This window comes from Paraburkholderia sp. OAS925 (genome assembly GCF_040543975.1).
GTDB classification, from domain to species: Bacteria; Pseudomonadota; Gammaproteobacteria; order Burkholderiales; family Burkholderiaceae; genus Paraburkholderia; species Paraburkholderia graminis.
In genome coordinates this window covers 33,021-52,322 of the sequence record NZ_JBEUNO010000001.1, presented here as the reverse complement: position 1 = coordinate 52,322, position 19,302 = coordinate 33,021, and the positions used below count along the sequence as shown (strand labels likewise).

Here is a 19,302-nt window from a genome sequence, read left to right as displayed (position 1 = left end):
CGCCACGCCAGCCGTTGCCGCGGCTTCCACCAGGGAGTCGAAAATGCGACATAAAGCCATTGCGATCATCGGCGGTTCCGGGTTTATCGGAAGCCATCTCGTCAACGCCCTCGTTGAAATGGGCAAGGACGTGCGCATCGCCACACGGCGGCGTTACAACGCGCGCCATCTCACGCTGCTGCCCATCGACGTGATCGAAACCGATGTATTCGATCCGGTCCAGCTCGCGCGTTTTGTCGAAGGCGCAGACTGCGTGATCAATCTCGTCGGCACGCTGCATGGCAAACGCCGCACGCCGTATGGTCCCGAGTTCGCGCGCGCGCACGTCGAATTGCCCACTAAAATCGCGGCGGCTTGCGAAGGCAAGGGCGTGCATCGGCTGATTCATTTGAGCGCGCTCGGCGCCGATTCGAACGGTCCGAGCATGTACGCGCGCTCGAAGGGCGACGGCGAGAAAGCGGTGCACGCGGCGAATCTCGCCTGGACGGTGTTCCGGCCTTCCGTCGTGTTCGGCGCGGAAGACCAGTTCCTCAACAAGTTCGCGTTCTTGCAGCGCATCTTTCCGGTGATTCCGCTCGCCATGCCGGACGCGAAGTTCCAGCCGGTCTATGTCGGCGATGTCGCCAAGGCGATCGTCAACGTGCTCGACCTCGATGCGGCCAACGGCAAGACCTATGAACTCGGCGGCCCGAGCGTCTATACGCTCGAAGAGCTCGTCAGATATTGCGGCGACGTGATCGGCCGGCATGCCAGCATCATCCGTCTGCCCGAAGCGCTCGCGCGCATGCAGGCGATGACGTTCGAGTTGGCGCCGGGCGAACCGGTCATCACGCGCGACAATCTCGATTCGATGAAACAGGACAACGTGCTAAGCCGCCCGCTCGCGCCCGAGCTCGGCCTCGAGCCGGCCAGCATCGAGACGATCGCGCCCGTGTATCTGACCGGCGCGTCGGCACGTTCGCGTTTCGACACGTTCCGCGCGAGCGCGGGCCGCTGACTTTTTCTCTACTTCTCATACGAACCCGCATGAAGCTGCTTATTGGTGACAAGAACTATTCGTCGTGGTCGATGCGGCCGTGGCTGCTGTTCAGGCATTTCGGCATCGCATTCGACGAAGTGCTGATCCATCTGAATCAGCCCGGCACCAATGCTGCGGTGCTCGCGCAGGCGCCTAACGGTCCGGGCAAGATTCCCTGTCTGATCGACGACGCGGGTCTTGCCGTGTGGGACTCGCTCGCCATCGCCGAAACGCTCGCCGAGCGCTTTCCTCAGCACGCGCTGTGGCCGCGCGATGCCGCGGCGCGCGCGCATGCTCGCAGCGTCAGCGCGGAGATGCATTCGGGCTTCGGCGAACTGCGCTCGAATATGTGGATGAACATTCGCGCGTCGTTTGCCGGCAAGAACGCGACGCCGGGCGTGCTTGCCGACATCGCGCGTATCGAGGCGATCTGGCGTGACTGCCTCGATACCTATGGCGGTCCTTTCCTGTTCGGCGAATTCAGCATTGCCGACGCGATGTATGCGCCGGTGGCCATGCGCTTCAGGACGTGGCAGCCGCCGTTGTCGGAGACGTCGCTGGCGTATGTTCGCCGGCTGAGCGCGCAGCCCGCAGTGAAAGCCTGGATCGACGACGCGTTGAGCGAGACGCACACCATCGCGTATCTAGACGAATGCCCATGAATATCTATGCAGTAGGCGGCGCGATTCGCGACGAATTGCTGGGCGTGCCGGTGCAGGACCGCGATTACGTGGTGGTCGGCGCGACGCCCGAGCAGATGATCGCGCAGGGTTACCGTCCGGTGGGCAAGGATTTTCCTGTGTTCCTGCATCCGCAGACGCATGAGGAGTACGCGCTCGCGCGAACCGAGCGCAAGACCGCGGCCGGTTATCACGGCTTCCAGTTTTTCTATGCGCCCGACGTGACGCTCGAGGAAGACCTGGCGCGCCGCGATCTCACCATCAACGCGATGGCGCGCGAAGTGCGCCCCGACGGCGAGCTGACCGGGCCGGTCATCGATCCGTTCGGCGGTCAGCGCGATCTCGAGGCGAAACTTTTTCGCCACGTCAGCGACGCGTTTCTCGAAGACCCGGTGCGCATCCTGCGAATCGCGCGCTTTGCCGCGCGTTTCGCCGATTTCAGCGTCGCGCCCGAGACGCTCGCGCTGATGCGCAAGATGGTCGCCGACGGCGAAGTGGATGCGCTCGTCGCCGAACGCGTGTGGCAGGAGGTGTCGCGTGGTCTGATGGAAAAAAAGCCGTCGCGCATGTTCGACGTGCTGCGCGAGTGCGGCGCGTTGGCGCGCATTCTGCCGGAAATCGACGCGCTATTCGGCGTGCCGCAGCGCGCCGACTATCACCCCGAGGTCGACACCGGTGTGCACGTCATGATGGTGCTCGACCACGCCGCGCAGCAGGGTTATGCGCTGCCCGTGCGGTTCGCCGCGCTCACGCACGACCTCGGCAAAGCCACTACGCCTGAAGACATCCTGCCCCGGCATCTCGGCCACGAAGGGCGCAGCGTGGATCTGCTCAAGCCGCTGTGCGAGCGCCTGCGCGTGCCGAACGAATGCCGCGATCTCGCATTGCTGGTGGCGCGCGAGCACGGCAACATTCATCGCGTGATGGAAATGGGCGCGGCTGCGCTCGTGCGCCTGCTCGAGCGCAGCGACGCGATTCGCAAGCCGTCGCGTTTTGCCGAAGCCTTGCAGGCTTGCGAAGCCGACGCGCGCGGGCGGCTCGGTTTCGAGGCGCGCGACTATCCGCAGGCCGAGCGCTTGAGAGTCGCGCTCGTCGCGGCGCGCGGCGTGGATGCGGGTGCGGTCGCGAAGCAACTCGCCGATGCGCCGGCCGGCATCAAGGACGCCGTGCATCAGGAGCGTGTGCGGGCGGTGGCGGCGGCGCTGGAGTGAAACGCTCGATGCACGGGCCGCCGTTGTCTGTCAGCGCAAACCGCGTTCGAGAAACCGCAGCTACAAGAGCCGCGCGATAAACGACAGCAGCATCGACAGCAACAGCGTCGACATGAACGGGAAATGATATTCGCGTCCGAAAAGACGCACGGTCACGTCACCGGGCATGCGTCCAATGCCGAGCTTGCGAAGCCACGGCCAGCAGGCCGACAGCACCGCAAGAGCGACGAACGTGGTCAGCAGCCAGCGGATCATGACGTGTATCCCGGCGTCACAACGTATGCGACCGGTCGCCGCTTGCAAACGCCTGCAGCGTGTCTTCGAGTCCGCGCGAGAACGCGATCACCTTGAAAAGCTCACCCATCTCGGCCTCCGACAACAGCTTCTGGACCGCATTCGCCGCGGGCAGAAAGCGCGCGGTGTCGGCGGGATCGATTTCGGAAAGCGCACCCGTAATGCCCGCGTTCAGCAGGAAGCGTGCTTGCGATGTGAAGCCCAGCAGGTCCGCGCCGGTCTCGACGCCCGCTTCGGCGATGCCGGTGAATTCCACGTGCGCGGTAATGTCCTGCAAGCCCGGATAAACAAACGGATCGCCGTGCGCGCGATGCCGGTAGTGGCACATCAGCGTGCCTTGCGCGCGCTGCGCATGGTAGTACTCGTGACGCGGGAAGCCATAGTCGATGAAAAACGCCGCGCCGCGCGCGAGCATCGTGCAGATGGTCCGCGTGAAGGCACGAGCGGCGTCGTGCGTCTCCGCCACGTAGTCGCCGCCGCCGGTGTCGATTTCCGAGAGCAGCGCCGTATCGGCCGACGCGGACATTTCACGGTCTTCGAATGCGAACCAGCCGTCGCGCCAGACGACGCCGCGTTCGCGCCACCCGCCGTCGACGGAAGCGAACAGCCGCACGGGCATCGCGTCCAGCACCTCGTTGCCGATCACCACGCCTTCGAAGCGCTCGGGCAACGCGTCGAGCCAGCGCACTTTGGAAGCGAGCGCGGGCGCCGCGGCTTCGATGGTTTCGCGCTGACGCTCGCGCAATTCGCCGGAAAGGTCGACGATCGAATAGCTGTCGAACGCGGCGCCGAGTGCAGCCAACGCATTGAGCAGGCCGGTCGCGAGCTTGCCGGTGCCCGCGCCGAACTCCATCACGTCGCGCGTGCCGCTTGCCTGCAACGCTTCGGCGATGGGCCGCGCAAGCGTGGCCGCGAAGAGCGGCGACAGTTCGGGCGCCGTGACGAAGTCGCTGCCGTCGTCGCCGCGCAGCCCGAATTTGCGGGCGCCGCCGCTGTAATAGCCGAGTCCGGGCGCGTACAGCGCGCGCTCCATGTAGCGGTCGAACGGCAACCAGCCGCCGGCGTCGTCGAGTTCCGCGCGAATCCGGGCGACGAGCGCTTCTGACTGCGCGAGCGCGCTTAGGCCGGGAGCAGGTAAACTATCGGGTTGGTGAGCTTTCGGATTCATCCCCGCATTGTAAATGACCGCTTCCACGGACACTGCCGGCGCCCGCGCGCCTGAAACGCCGCGCGTCGTGCTGATTACCGGCGCCGCGCGCCGCATCGGACGCGCGCTCGCGCTCGGTTTTGCTGCGCGCGGCTGGGACGTGGCGGTCCACTACGGCGCCTCGCGGCACGAAGCCGAAGAGGTGGTCGCGGAAATCGTCGGCATGGGCCGCCGGGCGGTGGCCTTGCACGCCGAACTGGGCGATGAGGCCCAAGTCACGGGCCTGTTGCCGGCCTGTATCGCCGCGCTCGGCCGGCCGGCGTGCATCGTGAACAACGCCTCGCGCTTCGAGGAAGACACCGCGCTCGACGTCGGCTATGAACTGCTGCTGAAGCTGACCGCGATGAACCTCGGCGCGCCGCTCGTGCTCGCGCGCATGCTGTACGACGCGACGCCGCAAGCCGCGCTGACGGACGAAACGCAGCGCAGCGTGGTCATCAACGTGCTGGATCAGAAGCTGTACAACATGAACCCGGACTACCTGTCCTATACGCTGTCGAAGGCGGCGTTGCAGACCGCCACGGTCGCGCTTGCGCAGGCGTTGGCGCCGAAGGTGCGGGTGGTCGGGCTTGCGCCGGGCCTCACGATGCAATCCGCCGATCAGACGCCGGAAAGCTTTGCGGCGGCTCACACGGTTACGCCGTTGGGTCGCGCGTCGCGGCCCGAAGATGTCGTCGCCGCCGCGCTGTATCTCGCGGATGCAAGCGGCGTCACTGGAACGACGCTGGTTGTCGACGGCGGGCAGCACCTCGTGCCGCTGCCGCGCGACGTGATGTTTTTGACGGGCGCCTGAAGCACCGCTTGCGCCCCCTTGCGTGCCACGCACGCTTTTTTCGACTGGAACGAACATGTTTGCCGCTCTTTCGCATCCCCGGCTTGCCGATTGCCGCCGGCTCTTTCTGCGCAATTACGAAGTGCACATCAACATCGGCGTGCACGACTTCGAAAAGCGCGGCGAACAGCGCGTGGTGATCAACGTCGAACTGTTCGTGCCGCTCGCGCTGTCCACGCCGGTTGAAGACAAGCTGGCCGAAGTCGTCGACTACGACTTCATGCGATCCACCATTTCGCGCCGCGTCGAGCAAGGTCATATTCATCTGCAGGAAACGCTGTGCGACGATCTGGTGAAGACCATGCTCGAGCATCCGCAAGTGCGGGCCGCGCGCGTGTCCACCGAAAAGCCCGATGTGTATCCCGACTGCGACGCGGTGGGCGTCGAAGTATTCCGAATCAAAGAGGACTGAGCCATGAACGCTCCCGAAATCATGGACGCCGCCGCGCCCGCCGCTCGCGAAAAGTCGCCGCTCACGCGCCGCGAGCAGAAAGAGGCGTACGAGAACAACAAGCTCTTCAAGCGGCTCGCGCGCCTGGTGGGCCAGGCGATCGGCGACTTCAACATGATCGAGAACGGCGACAAGGTGATGGTGTGCCTGTCGGGCGGCAAGGACAGCTACGCGATGCTCGACGTGCTGATGCGCCTGCGCGAGCGCGCGCCGATCAACTTCGACATCGTCGCGGTCAACCTCGATCAGAAGCAGCCCGGCTTTCCCGAACACGTGCTGCCCGAGTATCTGAAGCAACTGGACATTCCGTTTCATATCGAGAATCAGGACACCTACAGCATCGTCAAGCGGCTGGTGCCCGAGGGCAAGACCACGTGCTCGCTGTGCTCGCGGCTGCGGCGCGGCATTCTGTACCGCGTGGCGGGCGAACTCGGCGCGACCAAGATCGCGCTCGGTCATCATCGCGACGACATTCTGCAAACGCTGCTGCTCAACATGTTCTACGGCGGCAAGCTGAAGGGCATGCCGCCCAAGCTGCAATCGGACGACGGCAAGAACATCGTGATCCGTCCGCTCGCGTACGTGAAGGAAACCGATCTGGAAAAGTACGCCGAGCTGCGTGAATTCCCGATCATTCCGTGCAATCTGTGCGGCAGTCAGCCGAACCTGAAGCGCGCGGAAATGAAGGCGCTGATTCGCGATTGGGAGAAGCGCTTTCCGGGCCGCATCGAGAACATGTTCAATGCGTTGACGAACGTCGTGCCGTCGCATCTGATGGATCACAAGCTGTTTCCGTTCGCGGATTTGCGCGCGACCGGCGAGGCCGACCCGCAAGGCGACATCGCATTCGACGAAGAACCGTGTTCGACCGATGCGAGTGACGGTGCGCCGCTCGGTGCGGCGCGGCCGATCTCGATTGTGCAGTTCGACGATCTGTGACCGGAAGTCCCGCATAAAAGGCGCTTCTTCACTTACTTTCGCTTGCAATGTGGCCGCTTTCGCGGCCATTTTCGCGAGAGGGTGCGTGATAGAATCGTCGGCTCCAAACTAGTCTATATGCCGACGCCATGAACATCGTGATTTTGGCGGCAGGCACCGGTAAGCGTATGCGTTCCGCGCTGCCCAAGGTGCTCCATCCCCTGGCCGGCCGGCCGCTCCTCGCTCATGTCATCGACACTGCCCGCACGCTGAAGCCCACGCGCCTCGTCGTGGTAATCGGCCACGGCGCCGAGGCGGTTCGCGAAGCGGTCGCCGCGCCCGACGTCCAGTTCGCCGTGCAGGAGCAACAGCTCGGCACCGGCCACGCGGTGCAGCAGGCGTTGCCGCTTCTCGATCCTTCGGCGCCTACGCTCGTGCTGTATGGCGACGTGCCGCTCACGCGTGCCAGCACCTTGCAGGCGCTTGCCGAGCGCGCGGGCGAGGGTGGCGGCGCTTATGGCGTGCTCACCGTGAAGCTCGCGGACCCGAGCGGCTACGGCCGCATCGTGCGCGATCCGCAAGGCAATGTGTCGCGCATCGTCGAACAGAAAGATGCGAGCGCCGATCAGCTTCTCATCGACGAGATCAACACCGGCATCGTCGTTGCGCCGACCGGCCCGCTGTCGGGCTGGCTCGCCGCGCTGAAGAACGATAACGCGCAAGGCGAGTTCTATCTGACCGACGCCGTGGAACTCGCGATCGAAGCGGGTCTCGACGTCGTCACCACGCAGCCGCAGGACGAGTGGGAAACGCTCGGCGTGAACAGCAAGCAGCAGCTTGCCGAACTCGAGCGGATTCACCAGCGCAATACAGCGGACGCGTTGCTCGTGGCAGGCGTGACGCTGGCCGACCCGGCGCGAGTGGATGTGCGCGGCACGCTCGAATGCGGCCGCGATGTGTCCATCGACGTGAATTGCGTATTCGAAGGCCGCGTCACGCTCGCCGATAACGTGACGATCGGACCGAACTGCGTGATCCGCAATGCGAGCATTGGCGCGGGCACGCGGGTCGATGCGTTCACGCATATCGAAGGCGCGGAAGTCGGCGCGCACGTCGTGCTCGGACCGTATGCGCGGCTGCGCCCTGGCGCGTCGCTGAAGGACGAATCGCACGTCGGCAACTTCGTCGAGGTGAAGAACGCGGTGCTCGGCCACGGCTCGAAGGCGAATCACCTCACCTATATCGGCGACTCGGATATTGGCGCACGCGTGAATATTGGCGCGGGCACCATCACCTGCAATTACGACGGCGCGAACAAGTTCCGCACGATCATCGAAGACGACGTGTTCGTCGGCTCCGACACGCAACTCGTTGCGCCGGTGCGCGTGAAGCGCGGCGCGACAATCGCGGCCGGCACGACGGTCTGGAAGGACGTCGAAGCGGACGCGCTCGTGCTGAACGACAAGACGCAAACCAGCAAGACGGGCTATGTACGCCCGACCAAAAAGAAGAATTGACGAAGAGCGTGGGCGCCGCGATTCGCGCCTTCGCACATTCCAGCACTGAATAGGAACAAGACCATGTGCGGCATTGTCGGCGCGGCAGCGCAACGTAATATCGTCCCCGTCCTGATCGAAGGACTGCGGCGGCTCGAATATCGCGGCTACGATTCGTGCGGCGTCGCGGTGCTCGGCGAAAGCGGCCCGGCGCGCGCGCGCAGCGTGGCGCGCGTCGCCGATCTGGACGAACAGGTGCGCGAGAGCCAACTTGGCGGCATCACCGGTATTGCGCATACGCGCTGGGCGACGCACGGCGCGCCCGTGACCGACAACGCGCATCCGATCTTCTCGAAAGATGCGCTGGCGTTGGTACACAACGGCATCATCGAGAATTACGAGTCGTTGCGCGAGATGCTGCGTGGCAAGGGCTACACGTTTGTGTCGCAGACCGACACAGAGGTTATCGCGCATCTGATTCACAGCCTGTATCGCGGCGATCTGTTCGCGGCCGTGCGCGAGGCCGTCGGGCAACTGCACGGCGCTTATGCGATCGCGGTGCTGCATAAAGACCAGCCGCATACGGTGGTCGGCGCGCGCCAGGGTTCGCCGCTCGTGGTCGGGCTCGGCGACGGCGAGAACTTCCTCGCGTCCGACGCGCTCGCGCTCGCGGGCAGCACCGAGCGCTTCATTTTCCTGGAAGAAGGCGACGTCTGCGAGTTGACGCTCGAAGGCGTGCGGATCGCGGATCGCGAGGGCAACGAAGCGCTGCGCGAAGTGCGTCAGGTCGCGGCGTACGGCGGCGCGGTCGAGCTCGGCCCGTATCGCCACTTCATGCAGAAAGAGATTTTCGAGCAGCCGCGCGCGATCTCGGACACGATTCCGCCGTCCGATTCGTTCGACGCGTCGCTGTTCGGCGAGGGCGCCGGCAAGGTGTTCGCGGACATCGACAATCTGCTGATCCTCGCGTGCGGCACGAGCTACTACTCGGGGCTCACGGCGAAGTACTGGCTCGAGTCGATCGCGAAGATTCCGACGCAAGTCGAAATTGCCAGCGAGTATCGCTATCGCGAGTCGGTGCCGAATCCGAAGTCGCTCGTCGTGGTGATTTCGCAGTCGGGCGAAACCGCGGACACGCTCGCGGCGCTCAAGCATGCGCAGACGCTTGGGCATCGGCATACGCTGGCGGTGTGCAACGTCGGCACGAGCGCGATGGTGCGTCAGACCGAGCTCGCGTTCCTCACGCATGCGGGCCGCGAAATCGGCGTCGCGTCGACGAAGGCATTCACTACTCAGCTCGTCGCGCTATTCGTGCTGGCCGTCACGCTTGCGAAGCTGCGCGGGCGTGTGAGCCCGGAGCAGGAGGCCGAATACTTCAGGCAACTGCGCCATCTGCCGGCTGCGCTCAATAGCGTGCTGGCGTTGGAGCCGCAAATCATCGCGTGGTCGGAGGAATTTTCGCGCAAGGAACATGCATTGTTCCTCGGACGCGGCATGCATTATCCGATCGCGCTTGAAGGCGCACTTAAGCTGAAGGAGATCTCCTACATTCACGCGGAAGCTTATCCCGCTGGCGAGTTGAAGCACGGACCGCTCGCGCTCGTGACCGAGGCGATGCCGGTGGTCACCGTCGCGCCGAACGACGCGTTGCTGGAGAAGCTGAAGTCAAACATTCAGGAAGTGCGAGCGCGCGGCGGCCAGCTCTACGTTTTCGCCGACGCGGACACGAAGATCGTCAACGACGAAGGTCTGCACGTGATTCGCATGCCTGAACACTATGGTGTGCTTTCGCCGATCCTGCATGTGGTGCCGCTGCAGTTGCTCGCATATCACACGGCTTGCGCGCGTGGCACGGATGTCGATAAGCCGCGGAATCTGGCGAAGTCGGTGACGGTGGAGTGAGGGCGGGGGAGCGTTGCGGGTCTGTCTGAGTAGCGCATCCAGCAAAAAAGCGCCGGCTAGCCGGCGCTTTTTTATTGCAACTTTCGTTTATGCAACCGCGGCCATGCACCGCGCGGCGCCTTTGCCACACGTGCCGCTTATGCGTCTCACAACTCCGGCCGCGCCAGGTCGCTCGTGACGATGTGCTCGCCGTAGACCTGTGCCGCGGCGACCGCTTCGAGCTTCGTCGGGTACGGCCCGAGTTCGGGCGCGCCGTCGAACGGGAACAGCACGCGGCCGTCCGTGGTTCGGACGACCTTCAACACGCCGAAGAAGCGTCGATAGCCCACGAGCCTGGACGTCGTCGATATGTCGAAATCGTCCTCTGACGAGGCGGGGACGCTCGGGATAAATGCGGTCTTGCTCATACAGAAGACGTCTCGGGTTTGATAAGCCTGCGATTGCCGCGGACGGATGGCCATCCACGGCGCGAACGTCATTGTCTCAAATCCGCGGGAACGGGGCGGTTTAGCTTATGCGCCGATCGTTGCCATAGGTGCGGCTGATTCGCTGGTTTGCAACTAACGGACCAAATATCTGCGTCCACGAACGGCGCGGACAAGCAGTGACGCGGCGCTGCGAGCCTCGCCATGCACGGCTCGCGCGCGCCGGCACTTTGCTTTGCATCCGCATTCAATTCAAGAGATGCCAATTTTTTAGGCAAGGTTATAATGCGCAGACTTTTCCTCAGACCTTTCCCATGAGCCGGTTACTCTGCCTGATTCTGCTGTCGCTTGGCCTCGCGCAATCCGCGGTGGCCGAGGAAAACGGCGACCGCGTGTCCGCCTATCTGACGCAGAAATTCGGGCTCGCCAAGGAAAAGGCGGAGAAAATATCCGATGCGGTTCAATCGGCGGCATCCAGATATTCGTTGCCGCCGGCGCTGCTGCTCGCGATTATCTCGATCGAATCCCGCTTCAAGGAAAAGGCCAAGGGCGCCAACGGCGCAACCGGACTGATGCAAGTGGTGCCGAGCGCGCATCGCGGGCTCCTGAGGAACGTGAAGGATCTCACCGAACCGACGGCGAACATCGAGGTCGGCTCCGCGATTCTGTACGGCTACATGCGCTCGGCCAACGGCGACATGAACGCCGCGCTCAAGAGCTACGGCGGCTCGCAAGCGTACGCGCAGAAAGTCAGCTTGCGCGCCGGCGACTTTGCGGGCGTGGCCACGCCGCAAGGCCCCATCAAGAATCTCAACGCGAAGACCGATGCGTGCGACGCTCACGCGACAGGTCGTTGCTCGCCTGCGCCCGGCAACGCGAGTAATGGAGGCGCTGTCGCTCCGGCTAACGCGGCGGGTGCTAATACGGCGGCGGCTAATGTCGGTGCAAGTGGGGCGGTAGCCTCGGCGGGACTTGCCGCGGTGGCGAATTAATCGGCAGCGCTTGTTTGCGTTTCTTCGCTGCCGTGCAGGGCGGAGCGTCATCAAGGTAGCCTTGGCGGCACCTGCGGCCGTAACAGCACTCTCAGCGGCACTCATTCAGTGCTGCCATCTTCACCATCCCCCCATCCACCAGACACCAACAGACGGCCGCCACTCGCGCACCGTCGGCTTCGCTGCACGCTTTTTACGCACAAGCGTCAACCGCTCTACAATGCATTTCCCTCGCGGCTCGTCCGCATGTACACAGCGCTTTTTAGATTGACCATGTCCACCTCGCTTTTCAAAACCACCGTGGCCTCGCTGTGCGGCCTGATGCTACTCGCCGCTTGCAGCAGCGCGCCCACGCCGAAGTTTCAGCAGGAGTTGTTCGAAACCGGCGCGAGTCCGTACGCGCGCAATTTCAATTCGAGCGTGACCGACACCTGCGAAGCCGCGCGCCGCGCGCTGCTAAGCCAGGGCTATCTGACGACGATGACGCGCAACGATACCGTCGACGGCACCAAGAACTTTCAGCCGTCCGGCGATACGCATGTGGTCGTGGAATTTCACGTCGTGTGCACGCCGGGCGAGGAGGCGAGCAGTACGAGCATCGTCTACGTGAATGCGGTGCAGAACGGCTTCGCGTTGAAGAAGAGCGATACGTCGGCGAGCGTTGGCTTGAGCGTGCTCGGGTCGCTGTCGCTGCCGATCCGCTCGAACAGCGACGCGATGGTGAAGATCTCCAGCGAGACCATTCCGTCCGGCAAGTTCTACGACCGTTTCTTTGGTCTCGTCGATCACTATCTGCAGACGGTCGTGCGCACGCAGCCGGTGGTCAACGACCGCATCGAAACGCATCTGTTGCCGATGCCGGTCGAGGCAGCGCCGCCCGCATCTGCGTCGATGTCTGCGCCGATGTCCGCGCCAGCGTCCGATACGCCGGAGCTGATCGGCAAGGCCGCCTCCGTCCAACCGGCGAGCGAAGCCGGCACGCTTCGCTGACTCTTCATTGATTCTTCACTGACTCCTCACCACTGCCTCGCCGCTGAACGCAGCGCGCTTCGCTTGCAAAAGCGGCGCGCAGCGGCAGTTCTCCTATGTCGTTTACTTCTTTCGTATACATACGCAGTAGTAGTTAACAAGGGTTAGCCCGCTCTGTGGATAACCGCTGATTCTTCCGTTACATCAAGGTAATGGGAATTCGATAACCCTGCGGGACGACTCTGTAGAAAAACTACGAAGCCGGGATAAGTTTGGGGCGGCCGGCAGCGAAGTCGGTCTTATCAAGATTTCGCGCACAGCCTGTTCCATGCACTGTCCCGAGGTTATGCAAAGGCTCGTGTGGATAACTCGTAGTTAGCGCCGCGTTCTGCGCGCGGTTGTCTTTCGTCTGCCGTTTGCTCGCGAGCGTACAGACCGCTTACAGCGCGAAGCGCACATTGAACGTGGCGGTACGAAGCTTGCGACTCTCTTTTTGCAAGCGTGAGTGTTGCTATTTCGTCAAAAAGCTTTGGCAATGCCCGATCGAGGCATAGAGTTAAAGTGTTTTCTGAAGTTATTGGTGCGGTGCGGGGGTGTGGAATGAAGCGCAGAACAGCACGACAGTTGGTCCGTCTTCTCTCGGATATCAGACATGCTACCCATTGCAGCACGCTGCGGGCGGCGGCGACGAACCGGGATATGGCGCTTGCATCGGCCGAGCGGGACGAAGCCTCGCGCGACAGTCAATCCAGCGACGATACCGACACCACCCGCGAAGCCCCGGAAAACAAGCCGGCGAGGAGCGGATCATGAGAGCCGCGAGCGAACAGTCGTTGCGTTTCCTCGTCGATAAATGGCTCGCGCCGGCGCCTTCCGCGGCGGTGCACGTCACCGAATTCAGCCGCACGCGCGTCGGCGGCCGACGCGTATGTGCGCGTCGAGACTTCCGCGGTTGACGCCGCTACCGGCTCGCGCGGACTCTTCTTCTTTCGCCACGACGACGGCTGCTGGTGCGTCTTCCCTCCGACGGCCGACTCCCCGCACCTCTATACGCATCCGCGAGCCGCTTGAGCGGTCGTCGCTGCGGCACTCGGTCGTACCGCTTCCGCTTGCGCGCGCTTAAGTTAAAACGCACACCGATTCGCCCCACTACAACCCGACGCACCGCGTGACAGGTCACCGTCCCCTCGCGCGATAATCGCGCGAACACGCCACCGCTTCGGGCACAATTGCGCGCAATCAACTGCATTCGGTGATCCGCCGCATGCCCCGTATTTCGCGCGGCCGACGCTGGCGGCATGGCGACGGTCGCATCGCCACATTAGCGGGCGAAAATCTCAGGCAACCGATGGACGACAAAGACTGGATCGCGGGCGCCGCGAAGGCATTGGCGATCATCGAGGCATTCGACGAAGAGCACGCGCGCATGACGCCCACGGCAGTAGCCGGCCGCGCCGGCTTGTCGCGCACGGCGGCGCGCCGCTATCTGCTGACGCTGCGCGAACTCGGCTACGTCGACACGGACGGCAAGCTGTTCTGGCTCGCGCCGCGTGTGCTGCGGCTCGGGCAGTCGTATCTCGACTCCGCGCGCTTGCCGCGCACGGTCCAGCCCTTCCTGCAACGGATCACGGCGACGCTCCAGGAAACGGCGCTGGTCGCGATTCTCGACGAACACGATGTGGTTTACGTCGCCCGCAACGGCGTGAATCGGGCGATGGCGGTCGGCTTCGTGCTCGGCTCGCGCGCGCCGGCGCCTTTGTCGTCGGCGGGATTGGTGTTGCTGGCGTTTCAGGCGCCCGAGAGCATCGAGCAATGGCTCGCGTCGTATCCGATCAAGGTGTTCACGCCGCACACGTATGCCACCATCGAACGGCTGCGCGAAGTGCTCGGCGAAATCCGGCGCAACGGCTACGTGGTCACCGATCAGCAACTCGAGCTCGGCGTGCGCGGCGTCGCGGTGCCCTTGCGCGACCGGCACGGCACGGTCGTCGCGGCGATCAGCGTGAGCATGCCGATCGGCGAAGAATCGGCGAACGCCGCGCTGCACCGCGTTCTGCCGACGCTGCTCGAGACCGCGAGCCTGCTGCGCAATCTCGTCTGACGGCGGGCCAGGGAATCTCCCTGGTATCGTGCGCTTGTGGGTGAAAGCGTCTCGAAAGCGAGCTGTCTCCAGGAAAATACATATCGGGTTTTGCGCATGACAAACTCCCTACGCCAGGTAATACTCTCCCGCGGGGAGCGGCAGGGCGCCTGAGTCCTGCGTGCTTCGCCGTGCAGCTATTTCATTCACACTGACTCAGTCGTTAGGTTTGGGGAACAACACATGAAAAAAGTTATCGTCTCGCTCGCAGCTGCATCGATCGCGCTGGTCTCGGTTCAAGCTTTCGCACAGGCATCGGACGCAGCCGCTCCGGCCGCTGCAGCTAGCGCACCGAAGAAGCACCACGTCAAGAAGCTGAAGTCGCACGGCAAGCGCGCTCCGGTCGCTGCAGCGGCATCGGCAGCCGGCACGAACGACAAGGGCACGCAGAACTAAGCAGGCGCCCGTTCGCCAGGCAGCGCTGCTTCGCTCGTTGTACGCGCCGCTAGTGCGGCGCTCGTCAGCCGATCGAATGCAGTCGCCAAGCAAAAAGGCCAGAGCTCGTGCTCTGGCCTTTTTGTATTTGCGCTCCGTTCGGGAGAGGGCGGCGCCGTTTCCAACGCAAAACGTCGTCAACCCGCGTCTTAAAGCAGGCGCACATGCCGCGCCCGCGTTCGCGGCACTTAGCCCGCGAGCCCGCGCTTGATCACTTCGGTCAGCAGTCCCGTCATGCCTTCCGGATGCTCGGCGGCGCGCTCCTTCAATTCGGCGACCAGTTCGCTATTCAGCTTGCACGCGAACGGAACGAGGCCCTGCGCCTGATCCAGCTTGCGCTGCTCGCGGCGATCGAGTGCCGGCGCCGCGGCGGCTTTGCCGAAGCGCTCGGCGGTGGACTGCTTCATTGCGTTGTTGAGCTTGAGTGCCTTGTTTTTTTCAAGGTCGGTCTTTTTCATCGCCATACGTCAGGCCTCTGCCAGATAAGTAATCCCGCATTGTACGCACCGTGCGTGGCGCCGCGCGAACGAACGGCCTATGCGTCTCACGGCACGACGCCGGGCGCGCTTGCATCACGAGCGTCGGACGCATCGCGAGCGTCGGACGCGTCGCGACCGTTGGGAGCTTCCGATTGAGCCGGCGTCGCCGCCACGCTGTCCATCAGCGCGCGCATTCGTTGCCAGTGCGTGCCTTCCCAGAACACGCGACGGCACACGTCGCAGGTGACAAACTGGTTATGCCGCTCCAATACGCCGTCGGGCGCGCGGTCGCCGACTTCATCGCGCGGGATGCGCCTTAGCGGCGCGTTGCACATCAGGCATAGTCGGAACGGCTGCGCGCTGCCCGCGAGATCGAGCCGTTCGAACACTTCGCGCAATTGCTCGCGCGGCCTGAGCGTGCGGATATAGCAGCCGTGCGTGATGGTGCGGCGTTTCAACAACTCGCGGTCGCGGGTGAGGACGATGCGGTCTTCGGCGGCGGCGAGCGCCTCGATGCGGGCGTCGGGAAAGTTGTTGTCGTAGAGCGTGTCGAAGCCGGCCAGGCGCAGCAGCGGCGCGAGCCCGCCAAGATGCGCATCGGCGATGAAGCGAACCACGCGCAGCGGCCGTTCGCGCACGCGCAGCAGCGGACGGATGTCGAGCGCTTCGAACTTCGGATAGACGGCGACGCGGTCGCCGTCCGCGAGAGGGTGATTGAAACCGACGGACTCGCCGTTCACCAGGATCAGTTCGACTTCGGTATGCGGCACGCCGAGCGATTCGATCGCGTGCTTGGTGGTGGCGTCACGCGCGCATGCGTAGGCGAACGCGCGCCGGCGCAGCGGCCGGGCGAGAAAATCGTTCAGCTCCTCGTAGAAGCGGAAAGTCGCGGTGACCATCGTCGAAGTATCGCACTGCGCGCCGTTGCGTGCTTTTCCTGCATCTGTCGCGTGGCTGTGCTTTACTTCCACATCTTTAGAAGACGGAGCCACAGATGGACATCGGTTTTATCGGTCTCGGCGAGATGGGCGCCGCGATGGTTGCAAACATTCTGAAAGCAGGGCACCAGGTGCGCGTGTGGAACCGCTCGCCGGAACGCGCTCAAGCGCTCGCCGATGCAGGCGCACGGATCGTCGCCACGCCGGCCGAAGCGTTTGCCGGCGACGCCGTGTTCTCGATGCTCGCCGACGATGCCGCGCTGCGCGAAGTCGTGACGGCGTCGTTGCTCGAGCATGCGCCGCGCGGGCTGATTCACGTCAACATGGCGACGATTTCCGTTGCGCTCGCCGAGGAACTCGCGACCGCGCACGCATCGCGCGGTGTCGATTACGTCGCCGCTCCGGTGCTCGGCCGGCCTGACGTGGCCGCCGCCGGGAAGCTGACGATTGTGGCGGGCGGGCCGGCTGAGGCAATCGACCGCGTGCAGCCGGTGTTCGACGCGATCGGTCAGAAAACCTGGCGCATCGGCTCGCTGCCGCAACAGGCGAACGTCATCAAGCTGGCCGCGAACTTCATGCTCGGCGCGGCCGTCGAGACGCTCGGCGAAGCCGCTGCGCTCGTGTCCGGACATGGCCTCGCGATTCAGGATTTCCTCGACGTCATTACGAGCGGCATTTTTCCGGGACCGGTCTATGCCGGCTACGGCAAGATGATCGCCGAGAACAGCTACGAGCCGGCGCTGTTCAAGGCGCGTTTGGGACTGAAGGACTTGCGGCTCGCACTGGCCGCCGCCGACGCCGTCACGACGCCGCTGCCGATTGCGAGCGTCGTCCGCGACAGTCTGATCGAAGCGGTCGCGCATGGCGACGGTGAGAAGGATTTCGCGGTGCTGGGGCAAGTGGCGGCGCGGCGGGCCGGGCGGTGATTTGACGGGCTGACGGGCTGATGGGCGGCTGGCGGCTTACCGGCCGCCTATGTCGCGGGCGACCGCGGCAACCACCCCATCCGCCAAACCCCCCGCCAACAGAAAACCCTCCTTCAAGCGATAATCTCCCTCCAATCCCCAACCAACGGAAACATCATGAGTCTGCATACCTGGTGGCTTTTCGTCGCCACAGTTTTTGTCGTGTGCGCCATTCCCGGCCCGAACATGCTGCTCGTCATGACCGACGGCGCGCGGCACGGCCTGCGTCGCACGGGCGCGACGATGGCAGGCTGCCTGTCGGCGCTGGTGCTGATGCTGGCGGTGTCGGCGGCGGGGCTCGGCGTTTTTCTCGAAGCGTGGCCGACCCTCTTCGATGCGCTGCGTTTGATCGGCGCGGCCTATCTCGTGTATCTCGGCATCAAGGCATGGCGCGCGCCCGCTGACGAAGCCGCCGCGTCCGCTGCCGACGAACTGGCCGCGAAGCCCGCACGCTCGCGCCTCGCGCTGTTTCGCAACGGCTTTCTGGTGGCGGGCAGCAATCCGAAGGCGATTCTGTTTGCCGCCGCGCTGCTGCCGCAATTCATCGAAGCCTCGCTGCCCAAGCTGCCGCAGTTCGGCATTCTGGTCGCCACGTTCGCCGTGATCGAGGTGAGTTGGTATTTCGTGTACGCGGGATTCGGCACGCGCATCGGCAACCGGCTGAAGAGCCGCAGCGTCGCGCGAGTGTTCAATCGGCTGACGGGCGGCGTCTTCGTCGGCTTTGGCGCGATGATGGCGCTGGTCCGGCACTGAAGCGCGGCGTTTGCGCCGCGCCGGTCGCAAGCACATGTGGCGAAAGCGCAACAAGAGGGGAGAACCCTGATTTTCATGTTGCGTCGCACCAAACCATTTGCTATAGTTCGTCTTGTCTCCTCCATGTCTCCTCTGATATGGATTCAGCCCGCCCACTTAGGCGGGCTTTTTTTTGCCCAAAACTCCGGCCTCGTCAGAACTTGTACGAAACCGCGAGGAAGGAAATGAGCGGGTCCGCTTTCAATTCGGCCCTCGACACACCGAGCTCCGTGCCGTCCGCCGCCTTGATGATGACCGACGATGTCGTCTTCAACGGAATGTAGGTCACCGAGGCCACGAGACCCCAGTGGTCCGTGATGTTGTACGCGAGCCCGGCGTTGAACACCGGCGCCCACGACGACGAAGCCTTCGCCGATACCTGCGTCTTGCCCGGCTTGCCCGCGCCCGCGGCGAGGATGGCGCCGAGGTTCTCCTGCGTCGATTGAACGAAGTTCTGGCTGAGCTGAATGTCGGAAAACCAGTTGTACGACACGCCGACGCCTACAAACGGCCTGAACTTCGCCGTCGGTGCATTGAAGTAGTACTGAAAGAGCAGCGCCGGGCTCCACTGGCGCACGCTTTTCACGATCGGATTCGCTTGCGGATCGCCAATGTCCTGCTGGCCGAGCGCGCCCGCCGGCCCCGGCGGCTTGATCGTGCCGTGCCCGTAGATCTTGAACACGGGCGGCACGCCGGCTACGGTCGTCACGGCAATGTGATCGGTCAGGTAATGGCTGAATACGAGGCCGACCGTGTTGGCCGTGTTCGTCGACAGACTCGTGCCCGCCGATGTGAACGAGTTCGGCAGGCGCAGCGGCGTGTTGATCGGCGTCGGCGCGACGTTGGTCGTCAGCGGCGTGCTCGAATCTTTCGGCATGACGTGGAACCAGCCGAGTACGGCGACGTTGTCGCCGGCATGCTGTGCATGAGCGCTGACCGACAGGCATGCGGCCAGAATCGCGAGACAGATTCTTTTCATGTTGTTGTTCCTCCTTGGGCGCTCGTCGGGCGCAAGGCGAGCGGGGCGAGCGGGGCGAGCGTTGGCGCGCGTTTGCGGGTAGGCCGCGAGGCCGGCGCGCACGAGAGCCGTTGCGCCGGCCACCGCGCTGCAAGGCGCGTTCGGCAGCCGGGGCGCGAACCCGTCGAGGCGCGCTGACG

At 64.0% G+C, this 19,302-nt stretch carries 20 protein-coding genes and 1 pseudogene; 15 read left to right on the top strand and 6 right to left on the bottom strand.

Annotated elements, in window-relative coordinates:
• Positions 1–43 precede the first annotated feature (43 nt).
• The 3 genes from ABIE53_RS00240 to ABIE53_RS00230 are packed head-to-tail and all read left to right on the top strand — an operon-like array spanning position 44 to position 2,909.
• A complete protein-coding gene (locus ABIE53_RS00240; RefSeq protein ID WP_053858850.1) occupies positions 44–997 on the top strand; it encodes a complex I NDUFA9 subunit family protein in 954 nt (317 codons plus the stop codon).
• Positions 998–1,026: 29 nt separating this feature from the next.
• Entirely contained in the window at positions 1,027–1,680 is a 654-nt protein-coding gene (locus ABIE53_RS00235; protein WP_107709936.1) for a glutathione S-transferase family protein, read from the top strand.
• Entirely contained in the window at positions 1,677–2,909 is a 1,233-nt protein-coding gene (locus tag ABIE53_RS00230) for a multifunctional CCA addition/repair protein (protein WP_006052569.1), read from the top strand. Before ABIE53_RS00235 ends, ABIE53_RS00230 begins: the two co-directional genes overlap by 4 nt.
• 60 nt (positions 2,910–2,969) lie before the next feature.
• On the opposite strand, the gene ABIE53_RS00225 is transcribed toward ABIE53_RS00230, so the two are convergent.
• Positions 2,970–3,164, bottom strand: a complete 195-nt coding sequence (locus tag ABIE53_RS00225; protein ID WP_006052570.1) for a DUF2905 domain-containing protein — start codon at positions 3,162–3,164, stop codon at positions 2,970–2,972.
• A gap of 16 nt (positions 3,165–3,180) precedes the next feature.
• Positions 3,181–4,371, bottom strand: coding sequence for a class I SAM-dependent methyltransferase (locus ABIE53_RS00220; protein WP_192700358.1), 1,191 nt, complete (start codon positions 4,369–4,371; stop codon positions 3,181–3,183).
• 13 nt (positions 4,372–4,384) lie between these two features.
• Here ABIE53_RS00220 and ABIE53_RS00215 point away from each other — a divergent pair, with 13 nt between their 5' ends.
• The 5 genes from ABIE53_RS00215 to glmS all read left to right on the top strand — a co-directional run bounded on the left by ABIE53_RS00215 (position 4,385) and on the right by glmS (position 10,009).
• Positions 4,385–5,203, top strand: coding sequence for an SDR family oxidoreductase (locus ABIE53_RS00215; protein ID WP_029970911.1), 819 nt, complete (start codon positions 4,385–4,387; stop codon positions 5,201–5,203).
• 55 nt (positions 5,204–5,258) lie between these two features.
• Positions 5,259–5,654, top strand: a complete 396-nt coding sequence (locus tag ABIE53_RS00210; RefSeq protein ID WP_006052574.1) for a dihydroneopterin aldolase — start codon at positions 5,259–5,261, stop codon at positions 5,652–5,654.
• 3 nt (positions 5,655–5,657) lie between these two features.
• A complete protein-coding gene (gene ttcA / locus ABIE53_RS00205; protein ID WP_006052575.1) occupies positions 5,658–6,632 on the top strand; it encodes a tRNA 2-thiocytidine(32) synthetase TtcA in 975 nt (324 codons plus the stop codon).
• A 128-nt stretch (positions 6,633–6,760) separates the two neighbouring features.
• Positions 6,761–8,128 carry a bifunctional UDP-N-acetylglucosamine diphosphorylase/glucosamine-1-phosphate N-acetyltransferase GlmU gene (gene glmU, locus ABIE53_RS00200; RefSeq protein ID WP_192700357.1) on the top strand — a complete coding sequence of 456 codons (1,368 nt, stop codon included), beginning with the start codon at positions 6,761–6,763 and terminating at the stop codon, positions 8,126–8,128.
• 63 nt (positions 8,129–8,191) lie between these two features.
• Complete coding sequence (glmS, locus tag ABIE53_RS00195) at positions 8,192–10,009, top strand: glutamine--fructose-6-phosphate transaminase (isomerizing) (RefSeq protein WP_006052577.1); 1,818 nt, start codon at positions 8,192–8,194, stop codon at positions 10,007–10,009.
• 146 nt (positions 10,010–10,155) lie between these two features.
• Here the strand turns inward: glmS and ABIE53_RS00190 are convergent, their stop codons facing one another.
• Positions 10,156–10,416, bottom strand: a complete 261-nt coding sequence (locus ABIE53_RS00190; RefSeq protein WP_192700356.1) for a DUF6723 family protein — start codon at positions 10,414–10,416, stop codon at positions 10,156–10,158.
• A gap of 332 nt (positions 10,417–10,748) precedes the next feature.
• Between ABIE53_RS00190 and ABIE53_RS00185 the strand changes: the two genes are divergently transcribed.
• From ABIE53_RS00185 to ABIE53_RS00165, 5 genes and pseudogenes are all read left to right on the top strand, one after another.
• The gene (locus ABIE53_RS00185; RefSeq protein ID WP_192700355.1) at positions 10,749–11,426 is read left to right on the top strand and encodes a transglycosylase SLT domain-containing protein; all 678 of its coding nucleotides are present in this window, start codon (positions 10,749–10,751) and stop codon (positions 11,424–11,426) included.
• A gap of 273 nt (positions 11,427–11,699) precedes the next feature.
• Positions 11,700–12,416 carry a DUF2242 domain-containing protein gene (locus ABIE53_RS00180; protein WP_107710087.1) on the top strand — a complete coding sequence of 239 codons (717 nt, stop codon included), beginning with the start codon at positions 11,700–11,702 and terminating at the stop codon, positions 12,414–12,416.
• A 788-nt stretch (positions 12,417–13,204) separates the two neighbouring features.
• Positions 13,205–13,466 (top strand): annotated as a pseudogene (locus tag ABIE53_RS00175) (hypothetical protein).
• Positions 13,467–13,743: 277 nt separating this feature from the next.
• Entirely contained in the window at positions 13,744–14,496 is a 753-nt protein-coding gene (locus tag ABIE53_RS00170; protein ID WP_006052582.1) for an IclR family transcriptional regulator domain-containing protein, read from the top strand.
• A 222-nt stretch (positions 14,497–14,718) separates the two neighbouring features.
• On the top strand, positions 14,719–14,931 hold the full coding sequence (locus ABIE53_RS00165) for a hypothetical protein (RefSeq protein ID WP_006052583.1): 213 nt from the start codon (positions 14,719–14,721) through the stop codon (positions 14,929–14,931).
• 227 nt (positions 14,932–15,158) lie between these two features.
• Here the strand turns inward: ABIE53_RS00165 and ABIE53_RS00160 are convergent, their stop codons facing one another.
• Both ABIE53_RS00160 and ABIE53_RS00155 read right to left on the bottom strand, forming a co-directional pair.
• Positions 15,159–15,434, bottom strand: coding sequence for a hypothetical protein (locus tag ABIE53_RS00160; RefSeq protein WP_029970904.1), 276 nt, complete (start codon positions 15,432–15,434; stop codon positions 15,159–15,161).
• An 80-nt stretch (positions 15,435–15,514) separates the two neighbouring features.
• Positions 15,515–16,348 carry a Mut7-C RNAse domain-containing protein gene (locus ABIE53_RS00155; RefSeq protein ID WP_114156538.1) on the bottom strand — a complete coding sequence of 278 codons (834 nt, stop codon included), beginning with the start codon at positions 16,346–16,348 and terminating at the stop codon, positions 15,515–15,517.
• Between the two features lie 95 nt (positions 16,349–16,443).
• Here ABIE53_RS00155 and ABIE53_RS00150 point away from each other — a divergent pair, with 95 nt between their 5' ends.
• Both ABIE53_RS00150 and ABIE53_RS00145 read left to right on the top strand, forming a co-directional pair.
• Positions 16,444–17,313: an NAD(P)-dependent oxidoreductase gene (locus tag ABIE53_RS00150; RefSeq protein ID WP_006052586.1), complete on the top strand. Its 870-nt coding sequence runs from the start codon at positions 16,444–16,446 to the stop codon at positions 17,311–17,313.
• 156 nt (positions 17,314–17,469) lie between these two features.
• Entirely contained in the window at positions 17,470–18,105 is a 636-nt protein-coding gene (locus ABIE53_RS00145; protein WP_029970902.1) for a LysE family translocator, read from the top strand.
• A 193-nt stretch (positions 18,106–18,298) separates the two neighbouring features.
• Here ABIE53_RS00145 and ABIE53_RS00140 read toward each other — a convergent pair whose 3' ends face one another.
• The gene (locus ABIE53_RS00140; protein WP_006053037.1) at positions 18,299–19,123 is read right to left on the bottom strand and encodes an OmpW/AlkL family protein; all 825 of its coding nucleotides are present in this window, start codon (positions 19,121–19,123) and stop codon (positions 18,299–18,301) included.
• Between the last annotated feature and the right edge of the window lie 179 nt (positions 19,124–19,302).